Origin of the sequence: Parafrankia irregularis (assembly GCF_001536285.1) — a bacterium.
Classification (GTDB): Bacteria; Actinomycetota; Actinomycetes; order Frankiales; family Frankiaceae; genus Parafrankia; species Parafrankia irregularis.
The window spans coordinates 21,550-42,663 of record NZ_FAOZ01000049.1 but is presented as its reverse complement, the minus strand read 5'-3'; the positions used below and the strand labels follow the sequence as shown (position 1 = coordinate 42,663).

The 21,114-nt window shown below is 71.1% G+C and carries 22 protein-coding genes and 3 pseudogenes; 20 read left to right on the top strand and 5 right to left on the bottom strand.

What is annotated here, in order from left to right:
* The 13 genes and pseudogenes from AWX74_RS36825 to AWX74_RS36765 form a co-directional block, all read left to right on the top strand.
* On the top strand, nt 1–333 hold a 333-nt coding region (locus tag AWX74_RS36825; protein WP_131799643.1), incomplete at its 5' end, for a C40 family peptidase.
* Between the two features lie 158 nt (nt 334–491).
* Entirely contained in the window at nt 492–1,736 is a 1,245-nt protein-coding gene (locus AWX74_RS36820) for a tyrosine-type recombinase/integrase (RefSeq protein ID WP_054571614.1), read from the top strand.
* Complete coding sequence (locus tag AWX74_RS36815) at nt 1,733–4,243, top strand: tyrosine-type recombinase/integrase (RefSeq protein WP_200931263.1); 2,511 nt, start codon at nt 1,733–1,735, stop codon at nt 4,241–4,243. Before AWX74_RS36820 ends, AWX74_RS36815 begins: the two co-directional genes overlap by 4 nt.
* A 79-nt stretch (nt 4,244–4,322) precedes the next feature.
* Nucleotides 4,323–4,625, top strand: a pseudogene (locus tag AWX74_RS36810) (C40 family peptidase); the annotation flags it as partial.
* An 814-nt stretch (nt 4,626–5,439) separates the two neighbouring features.
* Nucleotides 5,440–5,739, top strand: coding sequence for a hypothetical protein (locus tag AWX74_RS36805; RefSeq protein ID WP_054571602.1), 300 nt, complete (start codon nt 5,440–5,442; stop codon nt 5,737–5,739).
* Nucleotides 5,726–6,040: a hypothetical protein gene (locus AWX74_RS36800; protein ID WP_054571601.1), complete on the top strand. Its 315-nt coding sequence runs from the start codon at nt 5,726–5,728 to the stop codon at nt 6,038–6,040. The genes AWX74_RS36805 and AWX74_RS36800 overlap by 14 nt, the downstream gene beginning before the upstream one ends.
* A gap of 71 nt (nt 6,041–6,111) precedes the next feature.
* Complete coding sequence (locus tag AWX74_RS36795) at nt 6,112–6,486, top strand: hypothetical protein (protein ID WP_131799642.1); 375 nt, start codon at nt 6,112–6,114, stop codon at nt 6,484–6,486.
* A gap of 86 nt (nt 6,487–6,572) precedes the next feature.
* Complete coding sequence (locus AWX74_RS36790) at nt 6,573–7,730, top strand: AAA family ATPase (RefSeq protein ID WP_054571599.1); 1,158 nt, start codon at nt 6,573–6,575, stop codon at nt 7,728–7,730.
* Between the two features lie 89 nt (nt 7,731–7,819).
* Nucleotides 7,820–9,526: a VWA domain-containing protein gene (locus AWX74_RS42215; RefSeq protein WP_054571598.1), complete on the top strand. Its 1,707-nt coding sequence runs from the start codon at nt 7,820–7,822 to the stop codon at nt 9,524–9,526.
* 80 nt (nt 9,527–9,606) lie between these two features.
* Nucleotides 9,607–10,410 carry a hypothetical protein gene (locus AWX74_RS36780; RefSeq protein WP_091286502.1) on the top strand — a complete coding sequence of 268 codons (804 nt, stop codon included), beginning with the start codon at nt 9,607–9,609 and terminating at the stop codon, nt 10,408–10,410.
* A 240-nt stretch (nt 10,411–10,650) separates the two neighbouring features.
* Nucleotides 10,651–10,965, top strand: a complete 315-nt coding sequence (locus AWX74_RS36775; RefSeq protein ID WP_054571596.1) for a hypothetical protein — start codon at nt 10,651–10,653, stop codon at nt 10,963–10,965.
* A gap of 397 nt (nt 10,966–11,362) precedes the next feature.
* On the top strand, nt 11,363–12,124 hold the full coding sequence (locus AWX74_RS36770; RefSeq protein ID WP_054571595.1) for a hypothetical protein: 762 nt from the start codon (nt 11,363–11,365) through the stop codon (nt 12,122–12,124).
* Between the two features lie 170 nt (nt 12,125–12,294).
* Entirely contained in the window at nt 12,295–12,693 is a 399-nt protein-coding gene (locus AWX74_RS36765) for a hypothetical protein (protein ID WP_193209795.1), read from the top strand.
* A gap of 293 nt (nt 12,694–12,986) precedes the next feature.
* Here AWX74_RS36765 and AWX74_RS36760 read toward each other — a convergent pair whose 3' ends face one another.
* On the bottom strand, nt 12,987–13,229 hold the full coding sequence (locus AWX74_RS36760; protein ID WP_054571594.1) for a hypothetical protein: 243 nt from the start codon (nt 13,227–13,229) through the stop codon (nt 12,987–12,989).
* Between the two features lie 36 nt (nt 13,230–13,265).
* Between AWX74_RS36760 and AWX74_RS36755 the strand changes: the two genes are divergently transcribed.
* The 4 genes from AWX74_RS36755 to AWX74_RS36740 all read left to right on the top strand — a co-directional run bounded on the left by AWX74_RS36755 (nt 13,266) and on the right by AWX74_RS36740 (nt 15,694).
* Complete coding sequence (locus AWX74_RS36755) at nt 13,266–13,517, top strand: hypothetical protein (protein WP_054571593.1); 252 nt, start codon at nt 13,266–13,268, stop codon at nt 13,515–13,517.
* Between the two features lie 282 nt (nt 13,518–13,799).
* Nucleotides 13,800–14,189 carry a hypothetical protein gene (locus AWX74_RS36750; RefSeq protein WP_054571592.1) on the top strand — a complete coding sequence of 130 codons (390 nt, stop codon included), beginning with the start codon at nt 13,800–13,802 and terminating at the stop codon, nt 14,187–14,189.
* 262 nt (nt 14,190–14,451) lie between these two features.
* Complete coding sequence (locus tag AWX74_RS36745; protein ID WP_054571591.1) at nt 14,452–14,817, top strand: hypothetical protein; 366 nt, start codon at nt 14,452–14,454, stop codon at nt 14,815–14,817.
* 46 nt (nt 14,818–14,863) lie between these two features.
* Nucleotides 14,864–15,694: a DNA-processing protein DprA gene (locus AWX74_RS36740; protein WP_091286498.1), complete on the top strand. Its 831-nt coding sequence runs from the start codon at nt 14,864–14,866 to the stop codon at nt 15,692–15,694.
* Here the strand turns inward: AWX74_RS36740 and AWX74_RS41860 are convergent.
* Both AWX74_RS41860 and AWX74_RS41855 read right to left on the bottom strand, forming a co-directional pair.
* Entirely contained in the window at nt 15,616–15,957 is a 342-nt protein-coding gene (locus AWX74_RS41860) for a hypothetical protein (protein ID WP_063793380.1), read from the bottom strand. The two genes, AWX74_RS36740 and AWX74_RS41860, sit on opposite strands and share 79 nt — an antisense overlap.
* 126 nt (nt 15,958–16,083) lie before the next feature.
* Nucleotides 16,084–16,362 (bottom strand): annotated as a pseudogene (locus AWX74_RS41855) (DUF3560 domain-containing protein); the annotation flags it as partial.
* 53 nt (nt 16,363–16,415) lie between these two features.
* Between AWX74_RS41855 and AWX74_RS41030 the strand changes: the two are divergent.
* The 3 genes from AWX74_RS41030 to AWX74_RS36720 all read left to right on the top strand — a co-directional run bounded on the left by AWX74_RS41030 (nt 16,416) and on the right by AWX74_RS36720 (nt 18,918).
* Nucleotides 16,416–17,204: a winged helix DNA-binding domain-containing protein gene (locus AWX74_RS41030; protein WP_131799641.1), complete on the top strand. Its 789-nt coding sequence runs from the start codon at nt 16,416–16,418 to the stop codon at nt 17,202–17,204.
* A 399-nt stretch (nt 17,205–17,603) separates the two neighbouring features.
* On the top strand, nt 17,604–17,969 hold the full coding sequence (locus AWX74_RS36725; protein WP_054571587.1) for a hypothetical protein: 366 nt from the start codon (nt 17,604–17,606) through the stop codon (nt 17,967–17,969).
* A 97-nt stretch (nt 17,970–18,066) separates the two neighbouring features.
* A complete protein-coding gene (locus AWX74_RS36720) occupies nt 18,067–18,918 on the top strand; it encodes a DNA-processing protein DprA (protein ID WP_054571586.1) in 852 nt (283 codons plus the stop codon).
* A gap of 85 nt (nt 18,919–19,003) precedes the next feature.
* On the opposite strand, the gene AWX74_RS36715 is transcribed toward AWX74_RS36720, so the two are convergent.
* Together AWX74_RS36715 and AWX74_RS41850 are read right to left on the bottom strand one after the other, a co-directional pair.
* The gene (locus AWX74_RS36715; protein ID WP_226931192.1) at nt 19,004–19,912 is read right to left on the bottom strand and encodes a DUF3560 domain-containing protein; all 909 of its coding nucleotides are present in this window, start codon (nt 19,910–19,912) and stop codon (nt 19,004–19,006) included.
* Nucleotides 19,913–20,322: 410 nt separating this feature from the next.
* A pseudogene (locus tag AWX74_RS41850) lies at nt 20,323–21,069 on the bottom strand (DNA-processing protein DprA).
* Nucleotides 21,070–21,114: the final 45 nt, after the last annotated feature.

The following is a 21,114-nucleotide window of genomic DNA, read 5'->3' as shown; positions in this document are numbered from 1 at the left end:
CCCCAGTTGACTGAACTACCAGATGGCCGGGTCAAGGTCACCGGCGGTTTTGACTGCTCGGGTCTGACTCGTGCTGCCTATGCGGCAGCCGGGGTCAACTTGCCCCGAACCGCCCAGCAACAGTACGAAGCGGGACCGCTGGTTCCCGCAAGCTCGGTCCTGCAGCCGGGGGACCTGCTGTTCTTCGGGACCGGGCCTGGTGATGTCACGCACGTCGGGATTGCAATCTCGTCAACTCAAATGATTAATGCTCCTCATCGGGGTGCCGTCGTCCGCATCGACTCGATCTGGCGCAATCTTGTAGGGGTAACACGGCCTGCGGATCGGGGATGAAGGTGACCACGGTGTGGCTGGATAGGAATAGTGATTTTCGCTGTGTGTCCGTCCACCGTCGTAACCGAAGGGCATGGCGACAATCAGACCACTGGATCGCGTGGAGGTTCCGGCGTGGTGAGCGCCCGTTCTCTGCGTCTGTCCGCTGGAGTAGGGCGATGATCGATACTGAGAATGAGTCGCGAGACTTGGCCGCGCTGGTAGTGCCTTGTGTCGGATGCCTGCGAGACACGGGCGAGCTGTTCGAGCCGTACCGTCTGCTGGACGGAACTGGGCGTGTTGTGGAGCCGGTCACGGTCTATTTGAAGGATCTGCAGGCAGCAGGCCGGTCGGCGGCAACGCAACGCTCCTATGGGCTGGACCTTCTTCGCTGGTTCCGTTTCCTGTGGGCGGTTGATGTGTCCTGGGATGCGGCGGGCAGAGTCGAAGCGCGTGACTTCTCCAGCTGGCTGAGAACTATCGACAAGCCGGCGCGGAGCCAGCGAACGAGGAAAGTATCGGGGGCGGGGCGCCCGAACCCAGTCACGGGAAGGCCGGCCCCGGGGGTGAAGTATGCGGCCCGTACAGTCGCGCATAGCGAAACCGTCCTGCGCGCCTTCTATGATTGCCACCGGCGCTGGGGTAGTGGGCCTGTCATAAATCCGTTTCCGCTGGTCCGGCAGCGGGAGGACCAGGGACGGCCCCATGCACACCATAATCCGCTGGAGCCGTTTCGCAACACGAGGGTCGGCTTGTATCGTCCGGGCATCCCGAAGCGGGTACCTCGCGCGATCCCGGACGAGCGCTTCAACGAGTTGTTCGCGGCGTTGCTGAGCCACCGCGACCGTGCACTGGTTGCGTTTTACGTGTCAACCGGTGCTCGCGCGTCCGAGCTGTTGGGGGCTACCCAGGTTGATGCTGACCCAGGCCAGCAATTGATCAGCGTTGTGAGGAAAGGTTCCCGGACAATCCAGCGGCTGCCGGCGTCTCCGGATGCCTTCGTATGGCTTCGTCTGTATCAGCAGGAGGTTCATGATCTGGCGCCGTCCGGACCGGACTGCCCCCTCTGGTGGACATTGCGGCGGCCGGCTCGCCCCTTGACTTATCATGCCGCCAGGGCGGCCCTCAACCGGGCGCAGGCCATGTTGGGGAGTAACTGGACCTTGCATGATTTTCGTCATACGGCCGCCTACCGTATGGCACGGGATCCCCAGGTGGCATTGACCGACGTGCAATGGGTCCTCGGGCACGCCAGCCTGACGACGACGCAGATCTACACGACACCGTTCGAAGACGAGGTCCTCGCCGGAATGCGCGCTCACCATGCCCGCCAGGCCGCGGGCCTTGTCGCGCCACCGCCTCCGCCGGCCGTGGGATACCGGCCTGACAGCCTGCAGGTCCTTTTCCCCGGGAGAACGCCGTGACCGAGGTCTTGGATCGGCCGGATCCATCCATCGGGTCACATTCCATTGTCAGGAAACCCGGGACGATGCGCGGCACCGCTGGCGCTGCCGCGCGTCTGCGGATACAGTTCCCGCCGCGGGCAGTTCCGGGGTCGTGGCCGGAAACCTTCCTTGGCAGTCGTGACATCGTTGAGCTCCTTGTTCCCCCGCCCTACGGGTCTGACAAGCAGGCCGTGCAATGGAAACGACGCAGCGGCATCACCGGCGTCCTGCGGTGGCTGCAGGGCCATTCAGGCGCTACCTGGCAGCAGCGATGGCTCGCCACAGGAGTGCAGGAGATCGACGGGAAGCACTGGCGGGAAATAGCCGTGCAATGGCTGCGGGGAGTCGGCGACGACACCAACGAGCCCTGTCTCTCGACTGGCCTGCTCGCCTTGATCTGCGGGGATGTGATCCGGCCCGGGGTGCGGTGGATGATGACCCGTCATTCCCCGCGTTTCCAAGCGGCCATGGAACGTTCCCGTGACCCCGACGGTTTCGCCCGGCTGCGGGCCTGCGCGCGGGAGAACCCTGCCGCGGCGCCGCTGATGGTCCGTCTCGCTCTCTACCGCACCGCCACGATCATGGCTTGCAAAGGCGGACTCATCGCCGATATCGTCCCCGGCGATTGCGTGGAGTTGCTGGACGTCCAAAGCTCGGTGCAGGCCAAAGGTGGAACCTGCAAGACCTATTTTTACCAGCTCCTGCACGACGCCGGGATCTTCTCTCCCGATGCGCCACCCACGATACGGGCCTTCCGCGGCGCAACCGGACAGCTCACCGTCGAGGCGCTCGTGGATCGGTTCGCTCTACGCTGCCGGCCGGTGCGGAATCTCCTCGTCGAGTATCTGCGTTACCGGCAGCCAGCAGTGGACTACGTCAGCTTGAAGGAACTCGCGGAAAAGCTCGCGGGCCTGTTCTGGGGAGACCTGGAGCGCCACCATCCCGGAATCTACTCCCTCCACCTTCCCGACGAGGTCGCCACGGCTTGGAAGCAACGCATCCAAGTGAGAACTACGAAGGCGGCCGACACTGACGGGGGTTTCGTCGACGTGGAGACCCCGCGGGCGAACGCCAAGAGCTGCATGTTCGCAGTCCGTGCCTTCTATCTTGACATTGCGCAGTGGGCGTTGGAAGACCCAGCCCGTTGGGGCCCTTGGGCCGCGCCCTGCCCCGTCACGCCTGCCGACGTCAATCGGTGGAAAGAGCGGATGCGCCGCAAGGCGCGGATGGACCAGCGCACCCGCGAGCGCCTGCCGCACCTGCCCGCCCTTGTCCGCATTGTCGAGAAGCGTCGCCATGACACCGCGGAGCGTCTCGCCGTCGCTCGCCGCACCGACCCCGGTGAGACCTTCACCATCGCGGACCGCACATTTCTACGGCCACTCATGCCGACCGCTGGCGGCACGAAGGTCTGGGCCGACGACCAGAACAGCGGCGTTCGCCACGACCTGACCTTTGAAGAACACGAAGCGTTCTGGGCATGGGCAACGGTGGAAATCCTGCGACACACCGGAATCCGGGCAGAGGAACTCCTCGAACTCACCCACCACAGCTTCATCCAATACCAGCTTCCCGCCACCGGCGAGCTGGTTCCCCTCCTACAGATAGCGCCGTCAAAAACTGACACCGAACGCCTTCTGCTGATCAGCCCGGAACTCGCCGACGTCCTCAGCGCCGTGGTCTGCCGCGTCCGCGACGCCACTGGAACCGTGCCTCTCGTCCCCTCCTACGACATCCACGAATGCGTCTGGCTTCCGCCGATGCCTCTGCTGTTCCAACGACGCTGGGGCGCCGAAAACCGAGCGATACCACGCCGGTCCATCGAGAAGGCGCTCAGCAACGCCCTCGCACACTCCGGACTGACTGGACCGGACCAAAAGCCCCTCGACTTCACCCCGCACGACTTCCGCCGCATCTTCGTCACCGACGCTGTCATGAGCGGACTCCCACCCCACATCGCCCAGGCCATCTGCGGGCACCGCGACATCAACACCACGATGGGCTACAAGGCGACCTACCCCGAGGAAACGATCGAAGCGCACCGCGCATGGATCTCCCGACGCCGTTCCGTGCGCCCCAGCGAAGAATACCGGACACCGACGGAACAAGAATGGGAAGACTTCTTCGGCCACTTTCAACGGCGCAAAGTATCCCTCGGCACCTGCGGGCGCGCCTACAACACTCCGTGCATCCATGAACATGCCTGCATTCGATGCCCGATGCTGCGGCCTGACCCGGCCCAGCGGCCACGACTCGTCGAGGTTCATGACAACCTGCAAGCACGCATCAGCGAAGCCGAACAGCAAGGATGGCTCGGCGAAATCGAGGGCCTCACCATCAGCCTCGCCGCCGCCGAAGCAAAACTCACCGATCTCGACCGCCTCACCAACCGGCAGACCACCGTCCACCTCGGCATGCCCAGTGTCCATCACCTCGTCGCACGCACCATCACCACCAATGCGCCCGAGAACCGGTCACCCGAGTAGGGCCATCCTCTCACACCCGTCCAGCCAACGACTCAACCGAGACAAATATGATCTGTCCGACTTGCGCAAGTTCAGAGAACCCGATTACGGCGAGAATGGATTCGACTGCAGCGGTCTCACCCGGGCCGCGTACGCCGCCGCCGGGATCACCATTCCCCGGGTCGCGCAGGACCAGTTCGACGCCGGACCGCGTCTCTCTCCAGGAACGCCCCTGGAAATCGGAGACCTCGTGTTCTACGGAACATCCGAATTTGACATCACCCACGTCGGAATTTACATTGGCAGCGGGAACATGGTGAACGCGCCCCGGCGCGGGGCGCCGGTACGGACCGAAACGTATGTCCGGTCCAGCTACCGCGGCGCCACCCGACCCGCCGCCTGACCACACACCCCCGCCCTTTCCGCGGTATGCCTGCCGCAGCCCCGGGTGGGCCGCGGCGAGCATCCCGAACCGGCGGCTCGAAGAGGCAGGGGCCGGCCGGCACCCCCGCCCTCCGTTACGGGCTCCGTTTCTTCGTCCGTTTCTGGTTCCGTTTCGTCGTCCGCTCAAGGCCGGAGGGGGACCCCGCCGGCAAAGACGCAGGTCAGCGGCCTGCGACCCCCTCCGAGGGTGGGCCAGGCTACGCCGCCCGGAGGCTGGAAAACACGTGCGGCGGCCCGGCGCCCGCCCCAGGGGCGGACCCCGGACCACCACCCGGTTTTCCGCCTCCGGGCGGCTATCGGCCCCCTGGGCCCGGCGTCCCGCCGGCCCCAGGGCCCCGCCTCGCCGCCTCGCGCGAGGCCGCGCACGCGCGCGGGCGGAGGCGGCGGAGCGCCGCCGGTCGCGTCCGCGTGCACATCCCCACCACCCCTTCCGTCGTGCGCCGATTCCGTTGCCGCCATTCTATCTCGACCCGCGCGCATTCACACCCGCATTTCCATGACTCTTTTCGTCATTACCTATCCGCGCGCACGCGGATAGCTCGCCATTTCGAAACAGGCAAGCGGTTTTCCATGACTCTTTTCGGAAAACATTCCTAAAGAGTCATGGAAAACCCCTTCCCATTGCCGAATGGACGAGGTTAATGTTGTCCCACACCGAAAACGCACCGCCCGAACGGGAAACACGAAACACGAATCCCGACCGGGAAACCGGTACCGCGACACGCGACCGGGACGCGCATCGGACCCGCCCACATGAAAGGAGGTGACCCGTCATGCCCGCACCACGCATCGCGGTGTTCCCGCACCCGGAAGGCGTCTACTACGCCCACCTGGTCGACCCGATCCTCGGGATCAACGCGGTGGGCCCGACACCCCACAACGTCGAGGACATGAGCGTCGAGGAGGTCGCGTTCCGGCTAAGGAAGCTCCCGGGCAACGAGTACACCGCCGTCCGGCCCTTCCGCACCACCCAGAAGTGGATCACCTACGCCGAGCACGAGGGACACCTCGAGGCGATCACCGAGGCCCTCGGCCGCACCCGCGAAGGAGTCGATCACGATGCCGCGCGATGACACGGCCTTGGCCTACCTCACCGTCGGGAACCTAACGACCTGGGTCTACCAGGAACCCGACGGCGCCATGTCGGTGGAGATCTTCTCCCTAGCGGACTACCGCACCGCGCCGTTCGCCCTGGAGATCGTCTTCGACGGCAAGACGATCCTCAACTGGGCCCCGGAGGTCGACCCGGACGCGGTCGGCCTGGTGCGCACCCTCAACCCGCCCACCGCCGAGCAGACGTCGTGCCCGCACGGGTGCCTGACGACCGTCCGCCGCACCCGAGGCCTGCGCCGCCTCCTGCGCCGCCACCGGTAACACCACCCACCCCCACGCGGGAAAGCCAGCACGCCCCCCTGCGATCGATCCACCACTCGGACGGAGTCCCCATGCGACCCATGCGCACCGCACGCCGGGCCCTCACCAAGGTCACCTCCAGGCGCGGTACCCAGACCTCCTTCGACTCGGTCGAGAGGTTCGACGAGGTGAAGGTGCCCGCACCCATCGGAGGCCGCGTGACGCGATCGTCCTACCGGCCCGGCACCCACTCGCAGCGGTGGACACCGGGGATACCGGGAGCGCCGGTCACCGTCAGCCTCGTCAACGACCACCTCGGGACCTGGGTCCATATCGACGTCGTCGGAGACCTCCCCCCGGGCGACCCGTGGAACCCGGCGAACTTCGACATCGTCGTGGGCACCCAGCAGTTCCGGCCGGCCCCCCGGCGCCGCCGCCCGCTCCGACGCCGCCTGCGCCGCCGGTAGCGCCCCCAGCCTCCGGGGTGGCGTGCGCCCCGCACGCCACCCCGGAGCCACCCCTCGCCCTTTCCTTCACCTGCCTGGAGATCAGGATGACCAGCCCTGCCCCGACCCCCGCCCCCGAGACGCCCCGGCTGTCCCCGTACGCCCTGCATCGCCTTGTCGCCGAGTTCCTCCTCGACAACACGGGCTCCCACAGCCCCACGGCGATCGCGAAAGCCCTCGGAGGGCGTAGCTCGGGTGCGGTCGGCAACGCTCTGGATCGCCTGACCGAGGCGGGGCAGGCCGCCCTGACCAGCCCGGCGCCACGCCGGTACGCCGCCACCCCCACCACCGGGGACGCACTCGCCATCAAGGCCGGGACCCTCCCGCCGAAGGCCCCACCGGCACCTCCCGTCCCCGCTGCGGTCCCGCCGAAGCCGGCGCCCCCGGCGGTACCGGCGACGACGCCGGACGGGGGGATCATCCGCCCCTCCGGGCAGGTCTACCGGCCGAGGAAACTGGCCGATCTGCCCGACGTCGAGGTGTTGCGCAAACTGCGCGCCGCCGAGGTACCGGTCCTGCTCTACGGACCGCCCGGCACCGGCAAGACGAGCGTGATCGAGGCGGCGTTCGGGGAGGATCTGATCACCATCGCGGGTGATGGGGACACCCAGGTCGGGGACCTGATCGGGGAGTACACCCAGACACCGACGGGCCGGTACGAGTTCGTCTACGGGCCGCTCATCTGCGCCATGCAGGAGGGAAAGGTCCTGCTCGTCGACGACGCCACCCTGATCAGCCCGGCGGTCCTCGCGGCCATGTACCCGGCGATGGACGGCCGGAAAAGGATCGTGGTCAAGGCCCACAAAGGCGAAACGATCGAAGCCAAGCCTGGCTTCTACATCATCGCGGGCCACAACCCGGGGGTCCATGGCGCGATCCTCACCGAGGCCCTCTCCAGCAGGTTCAGCGTGCAGATCGAGGTGTCCACCGACTTCGACCTGGCCACCAAACTCGACATCGACAGGCGGGCGGTCACCGTCGCCCGGAACCTGCACCGTCGCCGCGAGTCCGGTGACATCGGCTGGTCACCCCAGCTCCGCGAGTTGATCGCCTTCCAGAAGATCGTCGACGTGTTGGGTGTCCCGGCGGCGGCGGCGAACCTGATCGGGGTCGCCCCGACCGAGGACCGGCCCACGGTCGCGGAGACGGTCGAGAAGGCGTTCGGAGCGAAGCTCACGCCCCTCGCCCTCGGCAAGCAGATCTAGCCTCCGCCCCTTCGCCCTGCCTCACCCGTCCCACGACACGCGGCGGGTGGGCGCCAGCCTGCCCACCCGCCCCGGCCGAGGAGTCCCGGATGCCCGCCGAGCACATCCACACCGACCCGACCATCCCCGCGCCCGCCCCCGAAGGCGAGTGGCTGCGGATCTCCGCCGCGATGACCGCCGAGATCGCCACCATCTCCGGATGTAAGGACCTGGTCGTCACCTGCGCCCCCGGCGCCGGCCGAGGTGCCCCCGGGGTGCACATCCCCTCCCTCGCCGCGATCGAGATCGACGCCGCCATCCTCCCCGCAGGCATGGACCCCACCACCGTGGAAGGCACCGCCACGGACGCACGGCGCTACCCCGCCCTGTGGGGAGTACTCACCCACGAAGGCGCCCACGCCGCCCACACCCACTGGGACTCTCCGACCACCATGAGCAGCCGCGCGGGACGGGCCGCGATGCTCCTCGAGGAGGCGAGGATCGAGGCCGCGCACACCGGCCGGCGCCCCACCCACCGCCGCTGGCTGCGCGCCAGCGCCAAGACCCTCATCCTCCCGACATTCCTGCCCGACCCCGACGACGAGGCGGCGGGGGGAGCACTCCCACCCGTACCGGCACCGCCCGCCAGTACCCCGGTCCCACCCGCGCCCACCCCGGCGCCACCGGTCCCGATGACCCGCGCCGCCGCCGCCCGCGCCGCCGCCCTCCTCCTCGCCCGCGCCGACGCCGGGATCCTCGGCCCCACCGAGACAGCCCCCGTCGAGACGGTGTGCGCGGCGATCCTCGGCGCGGATGACCTCGCCGCACTGCGCCGTATCTGGCAGGCCGCCACCGCCACCGCCGACGACGACACCGCCACGATGCTGCGTCTCGGCGAGCAGTGGGCCGACCTCGTCGGCGACGACGAGGAAGAGACCGACCGCGTGCTCGCCGGCGCCGGCACCGGGACCGGTCCGGCCCTTGACGGCGCGACACCCCTCGGGGAAGCGATCGCCGAGGCGCTCGACGCGATCACCGCCGACACGCACGGGCACTCCCTCGACGGGGAGACCCGCACCGCCGGCACCCGCCCGGCGACCCGCGTCGAACGCACCGCAGCGGGCACCCTGGCCCGTGCCCTGCGCCGCGCCGCCGTCCCCGAACGCGTCCCGGTCACCGTCACCTCCGCGACCCCACCGGGCCGGCTGAGGATGCGCGGCGCGCTCGCCGCCGACGCCCAACGCGCCGCAGGCGCCCTCCCGACCGCAAGGCCGTTCACCCGCACCCGCCACAAGAAGATCCCGAACCCTCCGCTACGGCTGGGTATCGCGGTCGATGTCTCCGGGTCCATGCGCACGTTCGCGAAACCGGCCGCCTCGACCGCGTGGATCACCGCGACGGCCGCCGCCGCCGTGCCCGGCACCCACACCCAGACGGTGATCTTCGGACGGCATGTCCGGGCCCTGAGCCATCCCGGGGCCGCCCCGCAGAAAGTCACCAAGTTCGAGGCGAACGACGGCACCGAGGTCTTCACCGAAGCGGTCGACCTGCTCACCGCCAGCCTCGGCCTCGACCGCCCCGGCGGTGCCATCCGGCTGCTCGTCGTCATCTCCGACGGGAAGTTCCTCACCACCGAGAAGGAGCAGGGCGAGGCCAGGCTGCGCCGGCTCGCCTCCAGCGGCTGCCACCTGCTGTGGATCACCCCCAGCAAGACGAACAGCCCGATCCCACCCGCGCCCGGGATCACCCTCGACACCCCCACGACCACCGCCACCGCGATCGCCGACGCCGCGCTGCGCGCCCTGCGCCCGTCCTGACCCGCCTCCGGGCGCGGCCCCACCCCCCAGGGCCGCGCCCACCCCACCCCATCCCGCGTGTCTCTTCCCCGGAGGTCTCCATGGACCTGATCAGCGGTTTCGTGCGTATCCGCCCCCACGCCCGGCCCGGCGACCCCGCCCCGGTGGCCGACCATGTCGTGCCGTTCCTCCGCGGAGGCTGCCCGGAGGTCTTCCCCGGCTGGCCGGCCTCCGAAGGGGTCTACGACGGTCCCCACTCCGCCACCGTCTGCCCGGCCTGTCTCCCGCAGCGACGCCTCACCGCGGACATCGAGGAGCCGTACCTCTACACCCACCCCCACACTCGCACCCACGCCCCCTACGAACCGCTGACCTACCTGGTCGGCTCCACCCCCGCCCACGGAGTGGACCTCGACCTGGTCACCGTCCTGGACGAGGCGGGTTTCACCCGGGCCGGCTGGCTGCCCCTGCCCGGTCTGGAGGACACCTACGTGTGGGACCACCCGGTTGACCACACGCGGGTGATCCTGCACGCCACCGGCCTGGAGTTCCACCTGCACCACCGGCACACCGGCCAGCGGTTCCACACCCGGCTCGGACCCCGCTTCGGCCCCATGCAGCTCCGTGAGGTGCTCGCCGAAGGCGGCTACCAGACCGGTGAGAAGGACCCCGACAGCACACCAGGCGCCACCGGCACCGGGCCACACCCCGCGCTGCCAGCCGGCGGACGACTCCTGACTCCCACCGAAGCCGCCCATCTGATCACGACCGGCGACCACCCCGGCGCGGCCCAGGGATCCCTCGCCTTCAACGCGGCGCTCATCGAGGCCCTGCACACCGGACGGATCGTCGCCGCGTGCATGCCTGACGGCACCCTCACCTTCACCCACGGCCACCTCGGCTGACTGCCAGCGCCCCGGCCCGGGGCCCGCCGGCATCCGCGCCCCGGGCCACCCACCACCCCCGAGGACGGCAATCCGGTTCCCGCCCAGGCCGTCACCCTCACCAACCCGAGCGACACCGCCACGCCATCGCCAAGGCCGCGCTGCGCGCCCTCACCCCCAGCCACCCCGCCGGGTGCGGCCCCCACCGTGCGGGGCCGCGCCACCCCACCTACCCGCCACCGATCCGTGAGGTGACCAGCCATGACCCACCCGAGCGCCCCCCACGACCCGACCCCGACCGGCCGCCTGAAGGCCTACACAGTGATCGGCCTCATCGACAACGAGGACGACAGCAGGACGTTGTACGTCGCGGCGATCCTCACCGGCGCTCACACACCGGCCGGCACCATCAGCCCCGACAACGACTACACCCGTTGGATCAGCGTGGTCGAGGCCACCGACCCCGACCACGCCAAGGAACTCGCGGCCGCGGCCTGGCGCGTGAAGGCCGAGGAAGAGCTCCAGGCCGAGAGGGAGGCATTCGCCGCCTCCGGGTTCGGCGGTGCCGACGACTGACCAGCACCCCCCACCCACCCACCTGCCGGGCCCGGCCCGGCAGGCACCCCCCGCCCGTCGCAGGACCCGCCTCACCCGCCACCTGCGGGAGACCGGCCCTCACCGCCACGCCAAGCCCTGCGGCCCTTTCCCCACCCAGCCCCACACCAACGCCGCAGGACCCGCACCTCACCCCCGAAGAAGCCGCCCACCTGATCGACCACGGAGCCCACCCGACGCCATACGGGGATCCCTGCTCCTGGACGCGGCCTTCTACCAGGCCCTCTGTGACAGGTGGTCACCGTCCGTCGCAGCCCCGACGGCGGCCTCCTCCTCGCGCTCCACACCCACCTCTGACCAACCCGTCCCCGCCCCGCGCCACCCCTCCACCACGACCCACGCCTTTCAGGGAGCACCGATGAACCAGCCCCCCGCGCACCCCCGCACCGACGACGCGACACCCACCGCCGCGCACACGCCGGCGCCCCCGCAGTCCCCGGACGGCCGGGACCAGCTCGGTCCCGTCGAGGCCATCGCCCTCCACTCCGGTGACCTCTACCGCGACACCGACCCCGACCGGCGAGCCCGTGACCACGCCCGACACGGCACCGACCTGTGGGTCGTCCTGGATCCCCTCGACCTCACCGCCCTCGACCGCGACGAGGAACCCCTCCTGCACGTCCGCGCGGCCGGCGGCCCCCACCGCGCCTCATGGCAGTTCTTCGGCCCCGAGGACACGGTGGACCGCGTCGGCGTCCTCCAACACGAGTCCTCCGGGCGCGTCGGGCGCGGTTACGAACTGACCTGGGTCTACCGGATGCCCCAGCACACGGTCCGGGTCCGGGTCTTCCGGGTCCACGACCGCTACGAGGACCACCAGCACACCTCGTCCGCCACCGCGCAGATCCTCACTCCCACCGGCTGGGCCGAGCTTCTGACCCATCCGGCGGACCACTGGCCACCCGGGGGCGGTTATGTCCTCGACGAGGCCTCCCTCCTCCCGCTGGCCGGACGGCTGATCGCTGACACCCATCGTGTCCTCACCCCCCTCACACCGCCGGCGCCCCGCGACCCGGTGGGCGACGTGGGCCCGGTGTCCGCGTCCGGCGGTGATCGCGCCGAGCGCCGGTCCGGCGCACGTGCCGCCCGTGGCCTGCGCCGGATCCCGCGAGCGCGCTGACCCCCCGCAGGTGACCGGCGTGCGGCGCCTTCCCCGACCGCGCCCGTCGGCCGGCCGCCGGTCACCCCGGAGGGAGCCCGCTGCTCACCGGCCCGGCCGGGCAGTGGGCACCGACCGGGACCCGCCAGCCCCACCGACATTCGTTCCTCGCCCTTGCCAGGAGGCAGACCGTGAGACCGCGACGCAGGCCGCACAGGCACCCCACCACCCGCACGGCCCACCCGGACCCGGCCACGTCGGATACCCCGGAGCCGCGTGAACGCGCACGCGAGGTGTTCCTCGACGCCCGGGACGCGCTACGCGCCGTCCTGGAAGACGAGATCGAGGCCGGGACACGCGCCACCTGCCCCGCCGCGACACACCTCGACGTCGAGACCTACCACGACGAACTCGACGAACCCCGCGGACGCCTTCTCCGCGTCCACACGGACACCGGGCCCGCGGACGACCACCTCGGCACCCTCGCCGAGACCCTCGCCGACCTGCTCGACGAGTGGGCGACCGTCGCCAACGCCGACAGCGAGATCGTGTTCCGTCCGCTCGACGGCCCCCGCTCTCCGTCCTCCTGACAACACCAGACCCGCACCGGCCCGCGAGAATCCACCGGCCATCTTTCCCCCGCCACACCCCCTCGTGCGCGCACCCTTCCTCACCTCCGGCCCATCGGCACCTGCCCGGGCGGCGACCACCGGCCCGCCGTTCTTGACCCCTCCGGTGCACAGAAAACCTGCCGGCTCACAGCCGGAACATCCCAGGGTTTCTCTTTTCGGTCGCGCCACACCCCGAGTTTCCCGTTCCCAGCCGGCGCGACGGCGGAAGCCCCCGACGCGTTCTCCCCTCCTTTCCCTTTTCCCACCTGGGATCACCGTCCCGTTGTGGAGGAGATATCCATGCACACAGCCCGCGCGGAAGACCCGGAGACCGAGACCCTCGTTCTCGGCGGGGTCGCGCTGACCATCGACCGGTCCACGGCCCGCCCGCGCACGAGCGGGGCTTCGAGGTCCTCGCGGACCTCACCACCGCCGACGGCCGCGACGCCGGCACCCTTTTCCGGATCCACCCCGGACGCATACCGGCGCGGCTCGGCGCGGACCTTCGACTGCACCGGCTGTCACCCACCGACCGGGAGCAGGTCCACCTGTTGTTCCCGCTGTCCCGGTTCCGTGTCGAGGTGGAAAGCCTCGGCGCCTACCGGATCCGGGACCACGGCACACCCACCCGGGACCGGGCCTGGACGGACTGCTCCCTCTACACCGGCGACCCGCCGAAGTCCTGGGCAGCGGCCTGGGCCGACTGCGCCCGCCTCAACACCGGCGACCTCGCCGCGGACCCGGACTGGTACCAGCCCGACACCGGCGCACCCTCGGGGCGCCCCACGGAGGAAGAGCACTAAGCACGGCCCTCGCCCCCGGCCGGGACGCGGCTCCCGCGACGCCGTCCGGCCCGCCTGCCACACACCCCGCACCCCGACCACCCGGCACCCCCGCACCGGCCCCGGTTCGGCCGCCGGCTCCGGCTTCGACGCACGGGTGACGCCGGCCGTCACACCGGGGCGCGGGGGCCGCCGTCACCCGCGCCCCCGGCCACACCGGCCACACCGGTTCCGCACGGACGGGCTGCCCCGACACCGGCGGCACGAGCCACCCACCCGCTCCCACACCACGGAGGAAGCCCCATGTACCCGCCCGATCTGCTGGCAGAAGTCCACGGCGACGAAGACCTGGCCGCCGCCGTGGTCGACTACGCCGACGTACGGCAGAACCTGCTGGACCTGGTAAGCACCCGCGCGATCCCCGCGCTGAACACCTGCCTGCAGGGTATCCACGACGACGGCGACAGCTACGTGGACTCCGACGACCTTGCCGTGCTCCTGGGCGAGGTGACGGATCTCCTCCGCCGGCGCGAACAGCTCCTCGACCATCTCCGCACCGAGGGCATCACCATCGCCGACGCCCGGGAAGCCGTGACGGATAACGGCCACCTGCCCGCCCAACGGCTTCCACCAGCGGCCCCCTCGACCGGTGAAGATCGGCGGCCACGCCGCGCGGTACCGGCGGGGACCTGAACCAGCGCCCCTCCGATACATCCTCGACCCGCCTCACGCAGGCGAAGAAAAAGCCGCCGCGGGCAAGGTTAAAGAATCCTCGAACGTGAGCTTTCCCCATTCCCGACGTGTGATGCGGAATTGTTTACCGCGCCGGGATGGCGAGCTACGATTCCACCGCACGCCACGATCCCCGTTTCAATCCGACGAGCGTGGCGCACATCCACCAATGATTCCCGGCGCACGCCGGGCCGGAAAACCCCACCGTGAAACGGAGTTCCCCATGCATGTTTCCGATGTCACCGACCGTGTCCTGACCCACCTACGCGAGGCCGGTGACTACCCGACCAACCCGAACCTGAACGCGGCCTGTGTCGTTGCGTTCTTCCCCGGCGGATGCCCGGACAGCGCCCCCGAGGGCTGGCCGCACGACACCGTCGACTACGAAGACCCCCACGCGACGACGATCTGCCCCGGCTGCCTCGACTCGTGGCGTGAGGACCACCTCGTGTCCGCACCGGTCACGGTGCCCGCCGGCACGCCGCTGACCCTGCGGTTCCCGTGGGTCGCAGCCCAGCTGGCACCCACCACGCCCGGGGACGGATCCCCGGCCGACACCGACCCGGTGCCGGCCGACACGTCCGCCTGACCGCCCCTACCCCCGCCCGATCCGCATCGTCCTGAAAGGCGTTGGAATGCCTGTCCCGCCCGAGGAGCGCCGCGCCCGCGCCGCGCTGACCCTGTTCCCCCTCGACAAGGCCCGTGACGCCGCTGTGCACACCGGCGGCGCCGAGGCCGTATGGGCGTCCCTGTCCGCCGGGTCGGACCTCGACCCCGACGGGCTGATCGCCACCCACACCGCCCGGGGATGGCGGCTGCTGTGCCCTGGGGACGACGAATGGCCGCCGACCCTCACCCCGGCACGGGGTATGCCGATCGGCCTGTGGGCGCGCGGTGACGGCCACCTCGCCGACCTCATGGCCCGATCCGTCGCGGTCGCCGGTACCCGCAGGCCGAGCCCGCACCGAGCCCACCTCACCGGCCAGCTCGCGCAGGGGCTCGTCACGGCCACCCCCACGGTCACCGTGATCGCGACCGTGGGGGTGGGTGTCGGGGTGCAGGCCCTGACCGCCGCCGTGACCCACGGGCCGACCGTGGCCGTCCTGACGGCGACGTCGCTTTCCCGCCATCCCGAGCTGTTGGAGATGGTCACGGTCCACGGCGTCCAGCTGAGCGACGCCCCGCCGTTGGGGCCCTCCGTGCGCGACGCACCGAGCCGTCGCACTGCTCTGCGCACGGCGCTCCTCGCGGCGCTGTCGTCGGCGTTGCTGGTCGTCGAGACGGAAACGTCAGGCCCGCTGATGGAAACCGCGCGGGCCGCCCGCCGTCGGGGCCGCACGGTGCTGGCGGTGCCCCCCGAGACCGACGCCGAGCCCGTCGGCGGCTGTCACCAGCTCCTCCGCGGCGCCGTCGCCGTGCCGGTCATGACGGTCGCCGATATCACCGGCCATCTGCCCGCGGTCTGACGCGGTCGCGTCCGCGCCCGGGGCCGGGGCCGGTGGTCGAGAACCTTGTCGTAGGTCAGCCGCCAGGTCTCTCCTTCCAGGTCCCAGTGGGGGATGGTCAGGGAGCGGGTGTTGACGCGTAGGACCCGGTGCCATCCGCCGAACGCCGCCTTCACCTCATCCCCAGGGTGGAAGTCCTCCGGCCGCCACACCTTCACCTCGGCCGCCTCCTGCTCGGCGACATACCGGGTCCAGTAGTCGATCCGCGCGGCCCGTTGGGTCATGTTCGCCTCGAGACGGGCCTTCCAGCCGGGATGTGGCGCCGGCCCTCCGCCGGCGGCCCGGTTCTCGGCGGCCCGCAGGGCGCGGGTGTCCGCGCGCTGTTCGGCTTCGAGGGTGGTCAGGCGGCGCAGGGCGGCGGGGACGTCGAGGCGGCTGCGCGCGTGGCGGGTCGCGGCGGCGGCCTTGCCGGCGTGGTAGCCGGCGATCGCGGTGGCCTGCGTGGCGGCATCGTCGTGCCGGTCGGCGCGGGCCAGATCACGGCGATGCCCGGGTGCGGAGCGGTGACCGGGCAGGACCGGCCGCCCCAGCGGGATCGCGCCGCGCAGGGCGTCGGCGGCGTCGCGGCGGGCGTCCGCGCGGCCCGCCGCCCGGCCGGCGGCATCGGTGTGGTGGGCGGCACGGTCCAGCGCCCGCCCGATCCGGGCCGCCGCGAGCGCGGCGATCGATCCGGTCCCGGACGGTGATTCATGTCACTGGTGATGGTTGGCGGATTCGGCTGGCCGGGTTCCGTCGGATCGAGGTACAGCTGATTGCGTACCCGGAAAACCGCATCCGCAACAGGGGCGGTGGAAACGCTCGGCGGGAAAAGGTTAGCTACCGATCCGCCGAGCTTGATATGTCCGGCCCCTGGAATGCGGCTATCGATGGCCGCGTCGACGTGATGCGTTTTCCGAAGCCTGCCGTAAATAGCGAGTTCCCCGGGGGCGAAACCTCGCCCTTGGCCTGCGATGGAAGGATTGCTATGGCTATGTTGCCGAAACCGGCTCCTGTCACCGTGCCGGAGGTGCTGCGTCGAGCGACGGGGCCGATGGATCTCGGTGAGTTGGCGTGGTGGACCGGGCTGCGTTCCCCGGAGCTCGTCGAGAGCTTGCTCGCCTACCTGGAGGCCGGTGAGGTGATCGGGGCGGGCGACGGTCCCGAGCCGCGGTGGACCGTGCCGGACCATCCTGCCGCAGTAGCAGGCGGGTCGGTTGTCGTCGCCCATCCCGGATGGGGTACCCCGCCCACGCCCCTGGCAACGGTCCTGTCCGATCGTGGCACGGTCGGCGTGCGACCGGGACCCGACTATGACGGCGCGGCCACGGTGATCCTGACGGTCAACGCGCCGTGGATGGGTGGTCTTGCTTGTCTACGCCTCACGGATGAGGAGGCGCGGCGGTTGGTGAGGATGCTCACCGAGGCCGCGACGCCCGTGGATGGATCCCGCCCGGCCGGTACCGACCCCGTGCCGGCCGACACGTCCGCCTGACCCTGCCCGACCGGCGGTGAGCCCCCCCGGGGATCACCGCCCCCCGGGGGGGGCTCACCTGTTCGGCCCCGCGCCTCGCGGTGAAGATCGGTAGCCACACCGCCCGGTTTCGGAAGGGGACCTGAAGCAGTTCATCTTCCGGAATCGTCCTCGCGCACCTTCACGCAGGTGAAGAAAAAGCTGCCGCAGGCAAGGTTGAAGAACCCTCGAATGCGGACTTTCCATAATTGTCGGCGTGTGATGCGGAATTGTTTACCGCGCCGGGACGGCGAGCTACGATTCCACCGCGCGCCGCGACACCACATTCGTTCGATACACGCGGCCCGCATTCCGATGATTCCGCCTCCGGCGTTCGCCCGGGGCGCCGGAACCCGCCATCACCGTGAAACGGAGTTCCCGATGCATGGTTCCGAGGCCACCGACCGTGTCCTCGTCGTGTTGCGTGAGGCCGCCGAGCATCCCGACAACGAGGCCCTCGATGCCGATCTGATCCCGTACTTCCCCGGCGGCTGCCCGGACACCGCGCCCGACGGCTGGCCGCACGGCACCGTCGACTACGGGGCGCCTCACGCGATCACTGTCTGCCCCCGCTGCGTCGAGTCATGGCGTGTCGACCACCGCGTCTCCCAGCCGTTCCCGGTCCCGGCCGGCACGCCACTGATCCTGCTGTTCCCGTGGGCAGCGGCCCAGCCGGTGGCCGCCACCTCCGACGGCGGATCCCGCCCCGCCAACCCCGGCCCGGCACCGGTCGATACCTCCGCCTGACCGCCTTCACCCGCCCGAGGTGCCCGGTGACACACCGCGCGCCCCTGGGGCGGGCACCGGCCCCGCCCGATCCGCGTTCTCGTGAAAGGTCCCGTGCATGCCTGTCCCGACCGGGGAGCGCCGCGCCCGCGCCGCGCTGACCCAGCTTCCCCCCGACCCCGACCGCACCTCCGCCGTCCACACCGACGGCGCCGAGGCCGTGTGGGCGTCCCTGCACGCCGACGTGGACCTCGACCCCGACGGGCTGCTCGCCACCCACACCGTCCGGGGATGGCGACTGCTGTGTCCCGGGGACGACGAATGGCCGACCACCCTGACGCCGACGGACCGGACACCGATCGGCATGTGGGTGCACGGTGAGGGCCACCTCGGCGACCTGACGGCCCGGTCGGTCACCCTTACCGGCACCCGGAGCCCCAGCCCCCACGGCGCGGACCACGCCGAGCGTCTCGCCGTCGGGCTCGTCACCGCCGCACCGCCGGTCACCGTGACCGGTGTCGTGTCGATGGGGATCGGGCTGCGCGCGGTGACGAGCGCCGCGCCCCACGGTCCCACCATCGCCCTGCTCGCCTCGCCGACACCGGCGGCCCTCACCCGCTACCGCGGCCTGTTCACCACGGTCGCCGCCCGAGGTGTCGTCCTCGCCACCGCCCCGCCGCTCGCCGCCGCCGACCCCGACGCCGGGGGCTACTACCGCCGGTGCGAGGCACGGACGGCCCTGCTGGCGACGATGACCCCGGCGTTGTTCGTCGTCGAGTCCGAGACGGCCGGGCAGGCGATGACGCTGGCCCGGACCGCCCACGACTGGGGCCGGCTCGTCATGGCCCTCCCGCCCGCCCAACGGCTGACCGTCCACGGCCACGGGGGATGCCACCAGCTTCTGCGCGGGGGCCTCGCCGTTCCCGCCGTCACCGTGGACGACATCACCGCCCGGCTCCCCACCGGATAGCCCGGGTCCTGCCCGCCTCCGCGCCACGCGCGATGGCCCGCCACCCCCGAACGCGGGGGGTGTCGGGCCATCGCGCGTCAGGGTGTCAGCGCCGGGGCCGGTGGTCGAGGACCTTGTCGTAGGTCAGCCGCCAGGTCTCGCCTTCCAGGTCCCAGTGGGGGATGGTCAGGGAGCGGGTGTTGACGCGCAGGACCCGGTGCCACCCGCCGAACGCCGCCTTCACCTCGTCCCCGGCCTGGAAGTCAGCGGGCCGCCAGATCTTCACTCCGGCGGCTTCCTGTTCGGCGACGTACCGGGTCCAGTAGTCGATCTCGGCTGCCCGCTGGGTCATGTTCGCCTCGAGACGGGCCTTCCAGCCGGGATGTGGCGCCGGCCCTCCGCCGGCGGCCCGGTTCTCGGCGGCCCGCAGGGCGCGGGTGTCCGCGCGCTGTTCGGCTTCGAGGGTGGTCAGGCGGCGCAGGGCGGCGGGGACGTCGTGGCGGCTGTGCGCGTGGCGGGTCGCGGCGGCGGCCTTGTCGGTGTGGTAGCCGGCGCTGGAGGTGGCCTGCGCGGCGGCGTCGTCGTGGCGGTCGGCGCGGGCCAGGTCACGGCGATGCCCGGGTGCGGAGTGGTGGCCGGGCAGGACCGGCTGGCCCAGCGGGATCGCGCCGCGCAGGGCGTCGGCGGCGTCGCGGCGGGCGTCCGCGCGGCGGGTCGCCCGGCCGGCGGCGTCGGTGTGGTGGGCGGCGCGGTCTTCGGCTCGCTCGATCCGGGCCGTCTCGAGCGCGGCGATGTCGGTGAGGGGGCTGTCGTCGATGCTGATCGTGACGGGGTAGCCGACGGAGCGGAGCGCGTCGGCGAGTTCGTCGATGCGGAAGGTGTCCGCGGCCCGGCCTCGGCTGTGACGCCGGTACCAGGAGCCGTCCTCCCCGATGAGGCCGGACCAGCGGACCCGATGCCGGGTGAAGATCGGCGCGAGGATCGCCCGGTCCGCCCGTGAGGTGCCTTCGATCAAGGTGCCGGTGTCGCGGCTGTGGCGGATCGTGAGCGCCGCGTGGTGGGTGCTCTCCGAGGAAACGGGTGTGGATTGCGTGCTCGGCCTCCGGGTCGTTGCCTGGTGGGTCAGGGACGCGCACGCACGGTCCGCGTGCTGGGATGGGGCGGGCCTGTGCCTGACCCGCGTGGGGGCCGCCGGGACGCGGTGCCCCCACGCGGGTCGGGCATGTTGGTGGCGGTCGTGGCGGGGTGGGCGAGGCCGCCGCGCGGCAGGTCCTGGGCGCTGGTGACGTTCCCGGGGCGCACGGGGTCGGGGAGGGCGACGGCGAGGCGGCCGAGAGTGCCGGCGGCCCGTCGCGGCGGCGCCGCCGGCTGCGCCGGGGGCGGATGCGCACTGACAGCGGGGCCGGCGGAAGGCCGGCCCTGTGGTCAGGTGCGGTCGAGGTGGGCGCGGATGTCGTCGGGGCCGGTCACCATCCGCGCGGTGCCTTCGGCCAGCAAGCGGTGCGGGCCTTCGGAGAGCGCGGCGGTGATCGGGCCGGGTACCGCCATCACCCGGCGCCTGTACCGCCACGCGGTACAGGCGGTCTCCCACGCCCCGCCGTGCGCAGGGGACTCGACCAGGACCGTGCCCCGGGTCAGGACCGCGAGAGTCCGCGCGCGGGCGAGAGCGTGCAGGCCGTGCCGTGCGGTGCCGGGCGCGGTCACGCAGACCACCAGCCCGCCCCGGGTGGTGATCTCCTCGAACAGGTCCTCGTTCTACCCGGTGAGTTCGCTGGTGGTGGCGAGCACGGCGATCGCGGTACCGGTCGCGGCGGCGGCGCGCAACGCGGCGGCATCGGCCCCGTCGCCCGTCCCGGCGGCGGCGATGGTGACCGGCCGGTCCACCCACCGGGGCGCCAGCGCGGCGGCGAGGTCGGCGGCGACCTGGGTCCCGTACCCGGTGCTCGTCCGGTTGCCGGTGATCGTGACGGATCGGTCCGCGAGTACGGAGAGGTCCCCGAAGCCGCGGACCCACAACCCGACCGGTCCCGGTCGCAGATCGCGGGTCAGGGCGGCGGGCCACTGCGGATCGCCGGGAAGGAGGAACCACCAGCCGTCGGTGGCGGCGTCCTCGAGCAGCCGCCGAGGGTCGACTCGCGGATAGGTCGGTGCGAGATCCGCCCACAGATCCACGGGATGTCTCCAGCGCAGGTCCTCGGCCCACAGGTCGACGGGCAC